Raw genomic sequence first — 12,036 nt, 5'->3', positions numbered from 1 at the left:
TACCGCCCACCTTGCGGGTCAGGCCACCAGCTTCCAGGCCATCCAGCCCAAAACCCCGGCGTTCACCAGCATGATCGCCGGGGCGACCTGGGCCACCACAGTCCGCCAGGTGCGGCCGGCGATGTGGCCGGCCAACCCGACCGCCAGCAGGCTCGGCACCGTGCCGAGGGCGAAGGCCGCCATGCCCAGCGCGCCGCTCAGCGCGCTGCCGCTCGCCGCCGCCACCGCCACCGCGCCATAGAGCAGCCCGCAGGGGATGAAGCCCAGCGCCACCCCCAGCCCATAGCCGCGCCAGCCGGTCGGGTTGCCGAACAGCGGCCGGGCGAGGCGCGACACCCGCTCCCCCCACCAGCGCTGGACCCGTCCGTCACCACGCGGAAGCCCCTTCGGCAACCAGGACAGCAGGCCGCGCGTGGCGTAGCCCAGGAAGAACAGCGCCGCCAGCGCCAGCAGCGCCACCGACAGCCAGCGCAGGCCGGGCAGCGCCCCGACATGGCCGGCGACCGAGGCCGACAGCCCGCCGATCAGGGCGTAGCTGGTGGCGCGGCCGGCATGGTAGGGCAGCACGGCGGCGCCGGTCAGCCGGCGGAACTCCGACATCGCCGACAGCGGCACCCGCTCCAGCCGCGCCGACACCTGGGCCAGCACGAAGGGGCCGCACATGCCGGCGCAATGGGTGGTGCCGCCGACCAGCCCGGCCGACAGCAGCGCCAGCAGCAGCCCGCCGTCGCGGTCGATCACCACGGCGCATTGGTTCAATCCGGCATCGAGCAGCGACAGGGCGTCCAAGGCAAGCCTCTCCGTTTCGCGGAAACGGAGCCGATCCTAGCCGGTTCCGGGCCGCGGCGCCCATGACGTGCGTCAATGGCCGGGGTGCGCTTTCGGGTGTGGGGACAAGCGACCGGAGGCGTTGGCTGGGGCGGGAGACACCCGCAACGATCCGTAGTCAAACCGGGGTCGCTTAACCCCACGCCACGCTCACGCCAGCAGGCGGGCGATCGGCGGGCGGCTGGGGTGCAGGACGACGCCGTCGTCGGCCGGCTCGACCTTGGCGTCGGGGTAGGCGGCCAGCGCGTATTGCAGGGCCTGGACGAAACGCGGCTTGAAATGCTTCATCTGGTCATAGCCGGCGCCGAACTGGGCGTAGAGCGACGGCCAGGAGATCGGCTGCGGCCGGGCCAGCGAATGCAGCCGGTAGGCGAGCCAGACATAGAGGTCGAGGCTGAGCGAGCGGTCCTTCAACTGCCGCACCGCCTCTTCCAGCAGCGGCACCGGGTGGTCGCGCAGCGCCTGGAAGAAGGTTTCGTCGAGCTGGACGACGTCGTTCCACAGCGTGCCCTGGCGGTCGTCGCCGAGCGCGTCGTGGAAGATCAGGCCGCGCTTGACGATGCCGCCCTTCTCGAAGACGTCGGCGTTTTCGCCGTCCCAGAAGAATTTCAGCGAACAGGCGGAGATGCGCAGCGACTGTTCGCGGAAGCCGCGGAAGGTCTCGCCGCCGACGCTGATGCCCATGCGGGTCAGCCAGTCGCGCATCGACCGCCCCAGCTCCACCTCGCGCCGGCCGGTGCGCACCGCCTGGGTCTGCAGATAGATCAGGATCATCCGCGCCCGTGCGCCATAGGGCACGCCGAACAGCTTCATCTTGCCGTTGACCTTCAGCCGGCCGGGTTCGACCAGCAGCGTCACCTGGTGGCCGCGCTTTTCCCAGGGGGCGTCGTCGGCCAGCTTCTTGTGCGGCAGGCTGGTCAGGCAGAAGCCGCTGTAGGTGATGCCGAGATGCTGGTTCTCGTCGGCCAGGATGTCGGCGGCGATGTCCACCAGCGTTCGCTCTTCCGGCCGGACCAGGGCGCGCGCCTTGTCCCTGCCATGCTCGATCACCAGCCTGTGTATGTCGCCCATCGCCGCCTCACCCAGATGTTGTGGCATCCTGGGGAGGGCTGGGCGATGGAGTCAACGTGGGGTTAGGCGACCGGGCTAGTCGGTGGTTAGTTGTTAGACTTATTAGTTGAGTCGCCGCTTGTCCCCATGGGGAAAGCCCGAGTCGCGCCGCTTGTCCCCACATTCCCGCCGCTTTGCCCCACGGGCCGGGGTGGGGACAACGGCACCCGGTCGCTTGTCCCCACGGCCTGCGCGGGCCGACTCGACCGGACTCGGCGGGACTCGGTCGCTTAACCCCACGCTCACGCGTCGGCGTCACTCGTCAGCATCATCCATCGGCTTCTGTTCGCCGCGGATGCGGCGGCGGCGGTCGGCCTTGCGCATGATCTGCTTGCCGTGGCGGTGCAGGGCCGGCGGCTCCAGTGGGCCGCCGGGGCGGACCGGGCGCTCGGCGAAGCGGCCCATCGAGATCATGCGGTCGTACATCACCAGGGCGCCGGCGACGCCGACGTTGATGCAGAAGGCCATCGGGATCTTCACCACGAAGTCGCAGCGGTCGATCAGCGGCTGCGACAGGCTGGCCCGCTCCGGCCCCAGCACATAGGCGGCGCGGGTCGGGTGGCGGAAGCTCGGCAGCTCGATGGCGTCGTCGGTCAGCTCCACCCCGACCAGCGCGCAGTCCTTGGGCAGGGTGAAGTCGGCCACCCGGTCGTGGATGTAGAGCGGCAGGTGCATCGTGGCGCCCGAAGTGTCGACCAGCTTGGTTTCGCGCAGGTCCGGTTCCGGATCGATGGCGAAGAAGAAGGAAGCGCCGAAGGCGTGGGCCGACCGCATCAGGTTGCCGACATTGCCCGGCTTGCTGATCCGCTCGACGCCGATGCCGAAGTAACCACGCATGGAAAACCCGTTCCTCAGAGGTAAGGATAGCGCCGCAATCGCGCGAGGACGCGAGCTTGCCCGCGCCGGCCGACCGAGGCAAGCTTGCCGCCATGACGCACGATCACTCCTCCTGCTGCGGCGGTGGGCATCACCACGGCCACGATCACGACCACAGCCACGGCGACACCGCCGGGGCGCAGGCCGACCTGTCCGGCCCGGCCGAAAGCCCGATCACCGTCGAGGTGACGCGCGGCGGCCTGGTGGAATCGGTCCACCGCGCCCGCGCCTGCATCGTCGACGCCGGCGGCCATGTGCTGGCGCGCTGGGGCGACATCGACGCGCCGGTCTACCCGCGCTCCGCCGTCAAGTCGCTGCAGGCGATCCCGCTGGTGGAAAGCGGCGCGCTCGACGCCTTCGGCCTGGGCGACGCGGAGCTGGCGCTCGCCTGCTCCTCCCACAATGGCGAGGCGCGGCACACCGACTTGGCGCGCTCCTGGGCGGAGCGGGTCGGGCTGACGCTGGACGATTACGAATGCGGGGCGCAGGTCCCCTACGACGGCGCCACCGCCGCCGACCTGCTCCGCCGCGGCGAGGCGCCGACCGCCTTCCACAACAACTGCTCCGGCAAGCACACCGGCTTCCTGACCACCGCCAAACACAAGGGCGAGCGGCTGCGCGGCTATGTCCGGTACGAGCATCCGGTGCAGCAGCGCATCCTGGGCGTGATGGAGCAGATGACCGGCCAGGACCTGTTCGGCGCCCCCTGGGGGGTCGACGGCTGCGCGATCCCGACCGTCGGCGTGCCGCTCGGCGCCATTGCCTACGCCATGGCCCGCATTGCCGACCCGGTCGACCTGCCCGACGCGCGGGCCGAGGCGGTGACCCGCATCGCCCGGGCCTGGGGCAAGCACCCCTTCCTGATCGGCGGCACCGGCAGCTTCGACACCGCGCTGATGGAGGCCGCCGAGGGCGCCGTCCTGGTCAAGGGCGGCGCCGAGGGGGTGGGCTGCGCCGTGATCCCGGACCAGGGCATCGGCATCGCCCTGAAGATCGAGGACGGCGCCGCCCGCGCCCGCGAGGTGGCGCTGGCCGCCCTGATCCGCTCGACCAACGCGCTGACCGCGGCGCAATGGGCGCGCGTGCCACATCTGCTGACCACCCCGCTGCTGAACCGCGCCGGCACCCGGGTCGGCGAGGTGCGGCCGGCGGCGGGGTGGCTGGGCGGCTGAACCGGTTGAGCGGCGATAAGGCTGGCGGCGATAAGGCTGTCATCGGGCGGGCGCGGTGCTATGGTCGCCGCGCCCGTTCCCGCTAGCCGAGCCGCCCGATGAGCATCGACGACCTGCGCGCCCAGTACGAAGCCTACCCCTACCCGGCGCGCAACCCGGCCGACGAATCGAAACGCCTGATCACCGGCTCGCCCAGCCATCTCGACGAGTTGGTGCAGCATGTCTTCGGCGGCCGGCTCGACCATGGCAAGCCGTTGCGCGTGCTGGTGGCCGGCGGCGGCACCGGGGACGGCACCATCATGCTGGCGCAGCAGTTGGCCGACGCCGGTAACCCCGGCCGCATCACCTACATCGACCTGTCCGACGCCAGCCGCGCCGTCGCCGAGGCGCGGGCCAAGGCGCGCGGCCTGACCAACATCGACTTCCGCCGCGGCTCCCTGCTGGAGTTGGGGGGGCCGGTGGCGGACGCCGGGCCGTTCGACTACATCGACTGCTGCGGCGTGCTGCATCATCTGGACGACCCGTCGGCGGGGCTGCGCTCGCTGGTGGGGGCGCTGGCGCCCGGCGGCGGCATCGGCATCATGGTCTACGCGCCGCTCGGCCGCACCGGCGTCTACCCGATGCAGGAGGCGCTGCGCAGCATGACTGACGGCCTGCCGCCGCAGGAAAAGGTGGCGCTGGCCCGCCGCCTGATCCAGGCGCTGCCGGCGTCGAACTGGCTGCTGAACAACCCGCACATCAGCGACCACCGGCTGGCCGACGCCAACCTCTACGACCTGCTGCTGCATTCCTGCGACCGCCCCTACAGCGTGCCGCAACTGGTCGAGCTGGCGGACAGCGCCGGGCTTGCGGTGGCGACGCTGATCGATCCGCTGCGCTACGAGCCGTCGCTGTGGATCAAGGACGCCCGCGTGCTGAAGCGGCTGGAGGGCATGGACCGGCTGGAGCGCGCCGCCTGGACCGAGCGCATCACCGGCGCCTTCACCAAGCACATCGCCTACCTGTTGCGCCCGGCCGACCTGGAGGGCGCCCGCATCGAACCGGACGGGCCGGAGGTGGTGCCTGTCCTGCGCGACATCGACGGCCCGACCGTGGCGAAGGCCGTGCCACCCGGCGGAAGCCTGGAATTCGACCTGATGGGCAGCGTGGTGGCGCTTCCCCTGCCCCGACTGGCCGGGCCGATCCTGTCGCGGATCGACGGAAAGACCAGCCTGGGCGCCCTGCACGCCACCCTCGAACCGACGACCAAGGTCACCTGGGAACAGTTCCTCACCCAGTTCGGCCAGCTGTTCCACGCCCTGGGCGGCATCGGCAAGATGCATCTGCGGCGGGGGTAAGTCCCCTCTCCCAGGGCGGGAGAGGGGCCGTCTGTCGTCCTTCAGCCGCGCAGCAGCGGAACCGCGGCGTCGAGCGCCTTGGTCAGGCGGTCGAAGGTCTCGTTGATCTCCGCCTCGGTGATGACCAGCGGCGGGCACAGCGCGATCGAATCGCCCATGGCGCGCACGATCAGGCCGTTGTCCTGGGCAAGATTGTTGACCAGCGCGCCGGCGCGGCCGATCGGGTCGAAGGGCGCCTTGGTCGCCTTGTCGGCCACCAGTTCCAGCGCACCGATCAGGCCGATGCCGCGGGCCTCGCCGACCAGCGGGTGGTCGCCCAGCGCCTTCAGCCGGCCCTGGAAGACCGGGGCGGTGTCGCGGACATGGCCGACGATGTTGCGTTCCTCGTAGATCGCCAGCGTCTCCAACGCCACCGCGGCCGCCACCGGATGGGCGGAGTAGGTGTAGCCGTGGCCGAAGGTGCCGATCTTCTTGCTCTCGTCGACGCAGGCCTGGTAGATCGCCTCCGACACCATGACGGCGGAGATCGGCAGGTAGCCCGACGACAGCTGCTTGGCGCAGGTCAGGATGTCCGGCCGCATCCCCATGGTCTGGCTGCCCCAGAAGTTGCCGGTGCGGCCGAAGCCGCAGATGACCTCGTCGGCGACCAGCAGGATGTCGTATTTCTTCAACACCGCCTGGATCTTGTCGAAGTAGGTCGCCGGCGGCACCACGACGCCGCCGGCGCCCATGATCGGCTCGGCGAACATGGCGGCGATGGTGTCCGGACCCTCCGCCAGGATCAGCCCCTCCAGCTGCTCGGCCAGCCGGGTAGCGAACTCCTCTTCGCTCTCGCCCGGGTTGGCGTTGCGGTAGTGGTGCGGGCAGTCGCCGTGGATGATGCGGGCGATCGGCAGGTCGAAGTCGCGGTGGTTGTTGGGCAGGCCGGTCAGGCTGGCGGTCGCCACCGTCACGCCGTGATAGGCGCGCTGGCGCGAGAGGATCTTCTTCTTCTCCGGCCGGCCGAGCGCGTTGTTGTAGTACCAGATCAGCTTGATCGCGGTGTCGTTGGCTTCCGAACCCGAATTGGCGAAGAAGACCTTGGACATCGGCACCGGCGCCAGCCCGATCAGCTTTTCAGCGAGGTCGATGCCGGGCTCGTGCGACTTGTGGCCGAAGATGTGATAGGTGGACAGCTGCCGCATCTGCTTGGCCGCCGCCTGGACCAGCCGCTCCTCACCCCAGCCGAGCGAGACGCACCACAGGCTGGCCATGCCCTCGATGTAGCCCTTGCCGCCATCGTCGAAGACGCGCACGCCCTCGCCGCGTTCGATGATCATCGGCCCCTGCGTCTCGTGCGCGTGCAGGTTGGTGTAGGGGTGGAGGATGAAGGCCTTGTCGCGGCTGGCGGCAGAGTTGCCGACGGTGCTGCCCGGAACGGTCATGGAGAGGGTCTTCCTGTTCGGTCTGATCGGGTCGCTCCCCCCGCCGTCCGCATCAATGTCCGCCGGAGGGTGTTCGATTTGTTAAACAGCTTCGCCGATCATACGCACAGTTCGGTTGCTCGACAAACCCGTATCAAGCTCATCCGTGCCATGCACGCAAGGCGCTGGCCCGACCGCGGCGGCGATGAGGCCGCTTGACCCGAACGATGGGGGAGGACCCGCTTTGTCCACGCGTTGCGGGGGCGCGGTATCACTGAGGGGCGGAAAGAAAAACCCTCTCCCGGGGCTCTCGGCGGATCTTCGATCCGCCTGACGCCGTCGGCACAAACGACGTTTGTGCGAGAGGCGGGAGAGGGCTTTGCAACCTTACCCCTTCCGAACCAGCCCGCTGACCGGCTGACCGTCGATCGTCAGCGAGCTGCCTTCGGCCCCGACCGTCACCGTCTGGCCGTCCTTGACGCGGCCTTCCAGGATCAGGGTCGCCAGCGGGTTCTGCAGCTCGCGCTGGATCACCCGCTTCAGCGGCCGTGCGCCATAGACCGGATCGTAGCCGGCGTTGGCCAGCCACGCCGTCGCCGCCTCGTCCACCGTCAGCGTGATCTCGCGGTCGGCGAGCATCTTGGTCAGGCGGCCGAGCTGGATCTTGACGATGCCGCCCATGTGCCGGCGGTCGAGCCGGTGGAACAGCAGGATCTCGTCCAGGCGGTTCAGGAATTCCGGCCGGAAATGGGCGCGGACGGCCTCCATCACCTCCTCGCGCACGGCGCCGCTGTCCTCGCCCTCCGGCTGCTCGGCCAGCGCCTGCGAGCCGAGGTTGGAGGTCATGATGATGACCACGTTGCGGAAGTCCACCGTGCGGCCCTGGCCGTCGGTCAGGCGGCCGTCGTCCAGCACCTGCAGCAGCACGTTGAAGACGTCCGGGTGGGCCTTCTCGACCTCGTCGAACAGCACGACCTGATAGGGCCGGCGGCGCACCGCCTCGGTCAGCGCCCCGCCTTCCTCATAGCCGACATAGCCCGGAGGCGCGCCGATCATGCGGGCGACGGAGTGCTTTTCCATGTATTCCGACATGTCGAGCCGGACCATCGCCGTCTCGTCGTCGAACAGGAACTCGGCCAGCGCCTTGGTCAGCTCGGTCTTGCCGACGCCGGTCGGACCCAGGAACAGGAAGGAACCGATCGGACGGTTCGGGTCCTGCAACCCGGCCCGCGCCCGCCGCACGGCGTTGGACACGGCGACGATCGCCTCGTCCTGGCCGATGACCCGGCCGCGCAGCTTGTCCTCCATCGCCAGCAGCTTCTCGCGCTCGCCGGCCAGCATCTTGTCGACCGGCACGCCGGTCCAGCGGCTGACCACCGCGGCGATGTCGCTGTCGCGCACCTCCTCGTTCAGCATGCGGCTGGAGGCATGCTCCTCGGCGTCCTTCAGGGCCTTCTCCAGGCCGGGGATGACGCCATAGGCCAGCTCACCCGCGCGGCCCCAGTTGCCGTCACGCTGCGCCGTCTCCAGCTCGGTGCGGGCCTTCTCCAGGTCCTCCTTGATCTTCTGCGCGCCCTGGAGCTGGTCCTTCTCGGCCTGCCACTTGGCGGTCAGCTCGGCCGACTCCTGCTCCAGCTCGGACAGCTCGCGCTCCAGATTGACCAGACGGTCGCGCGACGCCTGATCGGACTCGCGCTTCAGCGCCTCGCGCTCGATCTTCAGCTGGATGATGCGGCGGTCGAGTTCGTCGATGCTCTCCGGCTTGCTGTCCACCGCCATGCGCAGGCGGCTCGCCGCCTCGTCGATCAGGTCGATCGCCTTGTCGGGCAGGAAGCGGTCGGTGATGTAGCGGTTGGACAGGGTCGCCGCCGACACGATGGCGCTGTCGGTGATGCGCACGCCGTGGTGCACCTCATAGCGCTCCTTCAGGCCGCGCAGGATGGAGATGGTGTCCTCCACCGTCGGCTCCGACACGAAGACCGGCTGGAAGCGCCGGGCCAGCGCCGCATCCTTCTCGATGTACTTGCGGAACTCGTCGAGCGTGGTGGCGCCGACGCAGTGCAGCTCGCCGCGCGCCAACGCAGGCTTCAGCATGTTCGACGCGTCCATCGCGCCGTCCGACTTGCCGGCGCCGACCAGCGTGTGCAGCTCGTCGATGAAGACGACGATCTCGCCGGCCGCCGCCTGGATTTCCGACAGCACCGCCTTCAGCCGCTCTTCGAACTCGCCGCGGTACTTGGCGCCGGCGACCAGCGCGCCGAGGTCGAGCGACAGCAGTTGCTTGTTCTTCAGCCCCTCCGGCACGTCGCCCTTGACGATGCGCTGGGCCAGCCCCTCGACGATGGCGGTCTTGCCGACGCCGGGCTCGCCGATCAGGACGGGGTTGTTCTTGGTGCGGCGGGCCAGCACCTGGATGGTGCGGCGGATTTCCTCGTCGCGGCCGATCACCGGGTCCAGCTTGCCGTCGCGCGCCGCGGCGGTCAGGTCGCGGGCGTACTTCTTCAGGGCGTCATAGCCCTGCTCGGCGCTGGCGCTGTCGGCGGTGCGGCCCTTGCGGATGTCGTTGATGGCGGTGTTCAGCGCCTGCGGCGTCACACCGGCCGCCTTCAGCGCCTTGCCCGACGGGGTGCCGTCGGCCATGGCGAGCGCCAGCAGGATGCGTTCGGCGGTGACGAAGCTGTCGCCGGCCTTTTCGGCAACCTTCTCCGCCTGCTCGAACACGCGCGAAAGCTCGGGCGTCAGGTAGAGCTGACCGGCGCCGCTGCCCTCGACCTTCGGCAGCTTGTCCAGTTCGGCGTCGACCGCCGACAGGGCCGCCTGCGGGTCGCCGCCCGCCGCACGGATCAGGTTGGCGGCGAGGCCTTCCTTGTCGTCCAGCAGGGTCTTCAGCAGATGTTCCGGCGTCAGGCGCTGGTGCCCCCGGCGCACGGCCAGGGTCTGCGCCGCCTGCACGAAACCGCGGCTGCGCTCGGTGTATTTTTCGAAGTCCATGATGCTCCCCTTTCTCCCGACGACCGTCCGCGAGGCAGCCCGGTCGTTCCGATCCACATAACCCGTGCGATCCGCAAGGTTGCTGCGGAAGATGTAGGCAAGGCCAAAGGCCATGCAAGACCATCGACAGCGAAAGGTTATCGGCTGGGACACGCCGTCGCGGCCCGGCGCGAGCCAGTGCGAAAGAGGTAGCGCGACGACCGCCGATTGCGCCCCTTACCCGCCCCGGCGGACGGCGTCTAGACTGCGGCACCTCCCCCGCCGCCCTCCGTCCGCTCAGCCTGGAACCCCACCATGACCGATCTTGCCGACCCGCGCACGCGCACCGACCGGAGGGGCACCGACCGGACGGGCACCGCCGCTCCGCCGGCGGTCCAACCCGCGGCCCGGCCGATGACCAGGATGGCGCTGGCCCGGCTGCTGCGTTGCGCCTGGCGGCTGCGCGGGCTGTGGCATCTGCTGGCGCGGCCCTTGACCATGGGGGTGCGGGCGATCGTGCTGGACGAGTCGGACCCGGCCGGCGCCTGCGTGCTGCTGATCCGCCACAGCTACGTCGACGGCTGGCATCTGCCGGGCGGCGGCGTCGGGCGGGGCGAGACGCTGGCCGACGCCATGCGGCGCGAGGTGCGCGAGGAGGTCGGGCTGGAGGTGGACCGGACGGCGCAGCCCTTCGCCGTCTACGCCCGCTTCCGCAACGGCGCCAGCGACCATGTCGCGGTCTTCGTCGTGCGCGGCTGGAACGGCGGCCCGGCGACGGCCCCGGTGGCCGACAATGTCGAGATCGTCGAGGCGCGTTTCTTCCCGCTCGACCGGTTGCCGGCGGAGTTGTCGCCCGGCACGGCGCGCCGGCTGGACGAATTTCTTGGCCGCCGCCCGGTCGCCGAACGCTGGTAGCGTCACCAAATAAGGGGGAGGAGCGGGCGGACGCGGTGGTCCCGATCCGCCACAGCCGTCGCCGCGGCGTGGAATTCCGGCACCGCATCGGTTGACAGGGACGCTCCGCCCCTCTCATTGTGCAGTGCAATGAACGCCACACTCGCGACGATACGCCGCTACCCCGTCAAGGGGATGAGCGGCCAGGACCTTCCCGCCGCCGAGCTGACCGCCGGCCAGGCGATCCCGCTCGACCGCCATTATGGGCTGCTGCACGGCCCCGCCGCGCTGGACGCGGAGACGGAAGGCTGGCGTCTGCCGTCGGACTTCTTCACGCCGGACCGTACGGAAAAGCTGGCCGCGCTCCAGACCGAGTTCGACGAGGCGACGCGGACCCTGGTCGTCCGCCGCGGCGGGCGGCAGGTGTCGCGCGGCCGGCTGGACCAGCCGATGGGCCGCACCCTGCTGGAACAGTTCTTCGCCGCCTATCTGGCGGGCATCGTCCCCGGCATGCCGCGCTTCATCGAGGCGACCGGGGGCGAGGCGACCGGGAGCGGGGCGACGGGTGGCAGCTTCGGCGACAGCGAGGAGCCGTCGGTCACCCTGCTGAACCTCGCCAGCCTGCGCGACGTCGAGGAGCGGATCGCCAAACAGCCGGTCGATCCGCGCCGCCTGCGCGCCAACCTGCTGATCGACGGGCTGGACGCCTGGGCGGAACGCGCCTGGGTCGGCCGGACGCTGACCATCGGCGGGGCAAAGCTGGAGGTGGTGGAGGCGCTGGACTGCTGTCCCGGCCACGACGTCAACCCGGACACCGGCATCGCCGACCTCAGCCTGCCGACGATCATGGAGCGCGGCTATGGCCACAGCCAGATCCGGCTGCGTGCCCGCGTGGTGACCGGCGGCCGGATCGCGCAAGGCGATCCGGTCATTCTCGACGACTGAAAACCCGCCGGGCGATCAACAACCGCCGAGCCGTCAGGCGTTGACGGCCGTACGCTCTTCGCCGTCGGCCTCGTCCTCGTTGGCGGCGTCATCGTCGTCGCCCATCGAGGAACTGCCCTGCGACTGATGGCTGTGGCCATTGCCGGGCTGGCCGCCGCGCTGGCGGTTTTCCGATTCCTGGATCTGGTTGATGATGCGGAGGTAATGCTCCGCGTGCTGCAGGTAGTTTTCCGCCTGCACCCGGTCGCCGGACGACATCGCGTCGCGGGCCAGCGCCTGGTATTTTTCCTGGACTTGCCACGCGTTGCCGCGGATGCGGACGTCCGGACCGTTGCTGTCGAAGGTCTGGTGACGCAGCGGAACGTTCTGGCGCCGGCCGGCACTGCTGCCCCCGCCACCACCGCCGCCGCCACCCCCGCCGCCGCTGTTGCCACGACCACGCGAACGCCTGGAGTTCGGTCCCTGTCTCATTCGGCTCTTAAGGCCCCATGCAAGAGAAGC

10 protein-coding genes are annotated in these 12,036 nt (G+C 70.0%); 4 read left to right on the top strand and 6 right to left on the bottom strand.

All coding sequences use genetic code 11. The features are described 5' to 3' along the window. Positions 1–18: 18 nt before the first annotated feature. The 3 genes from TSO352_RS15300 to TSO352_RS15290 all read right to left on the bottom strand — a co-directional run bounded on the left by TSO352_RS15300 (position 19) and on the right by TSO352_RS15290 (position 2,775). Entirely contained in the window at positions 19–789 is a 771-nt protein-coding gene (locus tag TSO352_RS15300; RefSeq protein ID WP_109108142.1) for a sulfite exporter TauE/SafE family protein, read from the bottom strand. A gap of 189 nt (positions 790–978) precedes the next feature. Further along, entirely contained in the window at positions 979–1,899 is a 921-nt protein-coding gene (locus tag TSO352_RS15295) for a replication protein RepA (protein ID WP_109108141.1), read from the bottom strand. Positions 1,900–2,193: 294 nt separating this feature from the next. Next, the gene (locus tag TSO352_RS15290) at positions 2,194–2,775 is read right to left on the bottom strand and encodes an RNA methyltransferase (protein WP_109108140.1); all 582 of its coding nucleotides are present in this window, start codon (positions 2,773–2,775) and stop codon (positions 2,194–2,196) included. 92 nt (positions 2,776–2,867) lie between these two features. Between TSO352_RS15290 and TSO352_RS15285 the strand changes: the two genes are divergently transcribed. After that, positions 2,868–3,986, top strand: coding sequence for an asparaginase (locus TSO352_RS15285; RefSeq protein ID WP_109108348.1), 1,119 nt, complete (start codon positions 2,868–2,870; stop codon positions 3,984–3,986). Between the two features lie 98 nt (positions 3,987–4,084). Beyond that, positions 4,085–5,323, top strand: a complete 1,239-nt coding sequence (locus TSO352_RS15280; RefSeq protein WP_109108139.1) for a class I SAM-dependent methyltransferase — start codon at positions 4,085–4,087, stop codon at positions 5,321–5,323. Between the two features lie 41 nt (positions 5,324–5,364). Here the strand turns inward: TSO352_RS15280 and TSO352_RS15275 are convergent, their stop codons facing one another. Both TSO352_RS15275 and clpB read right to left on the bottom strand, forming a co-directional pair. Then, positions 5,365–6,747: an aspartate aminotransferase family protein gene (locus TSO352_RS15275; RefSeq protein WP_109108138.1), complete on the bottom strand. Its 1,383-nt coding sequence runs from the start codon at positions 6,745–6,747 to the stop codon at positions 5,365–5,367. Between the two features lie 366 nt (positions 6,748–7,113). After that, positions 7,114–9,717 carry an ATP-dependent chaperone ClpB gene (clpB, locus tag TSO352_RS15270; RefSeq protein ID WP_109108137.1) on the bottom strand — a complete coding sequence of 868 codons (2,604 nt, stop codon included), beginning with the start codon at positions 9,715–9,717 and terminating at the stop codon, positions 7,114–7,116. Positions 9,718–10,011: 294 nt separating this feature from the next. Here clpB and TSO352_RS15265 point away from each other — a divergent pair, with 294 nt between their 5' ends. Both TSO352_RS15265 and TSO352_RS15260 read left to right on the top strand, forming a co-directional pair. Further along, positions 10,012–10,611, top strand: coding sequence for an NUDIX domain-containing protein (locus tag TSO352_RS15265; protein ID WP_247872117.1), 600 nt, complete (start codon positions 10,012–10,014; stop codon positions 10,609–10,611). Between the two features lie 129 nt (positions 10,612–10,740). Further along, complete coding sequence (locus TSO352_RS15260) at positions 10,741–11,535, top strand: MOSC domain-containing protein (protein WP_109108136.1); 795 nt, start codon at positions 10,741–10,743, stop codon at positions 11,533–11,535. Between the two features lie 33 nt (positions 11,536–11,568). Here the strand turns inward: TSO352_RS15260 and TSO352_RS15255 are convergent, their stop codons facing one another. Then, on the bottom strand, positions 11,569–12,006 hold the full coding sequence (locus TSO352_RS15255; protein ID WP_109108135.1) for a DUF4167 domain-containing protein: 438 nt from the start codon (positions 12,004–12,006) through the stop codon (positions 11,569–11,571). Between the last annotated feature and the right edge of the window lie 30 nt (positions 12,007–12,036).

It is taken from the genome of Azospirillum sp. TSO35-2 (assembly GCF_003116095.1).
In the GTDB taxonomy this organism is placed as follows: Bacteria; Pseudomonadota; Alphaproteobacteria; order Azospirillales; family Azospirillaceae; genus Azospirillum.
Note: the sequence above shows the minus strand (reverse complement) of the source record. Positions and strands in the feature narration are given on the sequence as shown.